The sequence below is a fragment of the Burkholderia sp. BDU5 genome, assembly GCF_001522845.1.
Classification (GTDB): Bacteria; Pseudomonadota; Gammaproteobacteria; order Burkholderiales; family Burkholderiaceae; genus Burkholderia; species Burkholderia mayonis.
This window is the reverse complement of sequence record NZ_LOWC01000003.1, coordinates 1-627: the sequence shown is the minus strand read 5'-3', so window position 1 is coordinate 627 and position 627 is coordinate 1. Positions and strand designations below refer to the sequence as shown.

The following is a 627-nucleotide window of genomic DNA, read 5'->3' as shown; positions in this document are numbered from 1 at the left end:
CAACGAGTTGACGCCGCTCTGCGCGGTGCTGATGCCGGACGACGTGGAGGTCGACAGCGAGGTCAGCGAGCTGTTGGTGGTGCTGAGGCCGCTGGAAAGCGAAGCGACGTTACTGTTGGTGGTCGAGAGGCCGGTGGACAACGAACCGATGCCGGTCGAGGTCGACGTGGACAGCGACGCGAGATTGCTGTTGGTCGTCGAGAGGCCGGTGGACAGCGAGCCGATGCCGGTCGAGGTCGATGTGGACAGCGACGCGATCGAGCTATTCGCCAGGCTCAGGCCCGTCGACGTCGAAGTCGAAAGCGAAGCGACCGAGCTGTTGGTCGTCGAGAGGCCAGTGGACAACGAGCTGATGCCGGTGGACGACGAGGTCGAGAGCGAGGCGATCGAGCTGTTGGCTGAACTCAGGCCCGTCGAGGTCGAGGTCGACAGCGACGCGACGGTGCTGTTGGTCGTGGACAGGCCCGTGGACAACGAGTTGACGCCGCTCTGCGCGGTGCTGATGCCGGACGACGTGGAGGTCGACAGCGAGGTCAGCGAGCTGTTGGTAGTGCTGAGGCCGCTGGAAAGCGAAGCGACGTTGCTGTTGGTGGTCGAGAGGCCGGTGGACAACGAACCGATGCCGGT

1 protein-coding gene is annotated in these 627 nt (G+C 64.6%); it reads left to right on the top strand.

The genetic code is table 11. From position 1 onward, the window contains the following. Nucleotides 1-627 (top strand): hypothetical protein (locus tag WS69_RS35225; RefSeq protein ID WP_269434727.1); only part of this gene is annotated, 627 nt, incomplete at both ends.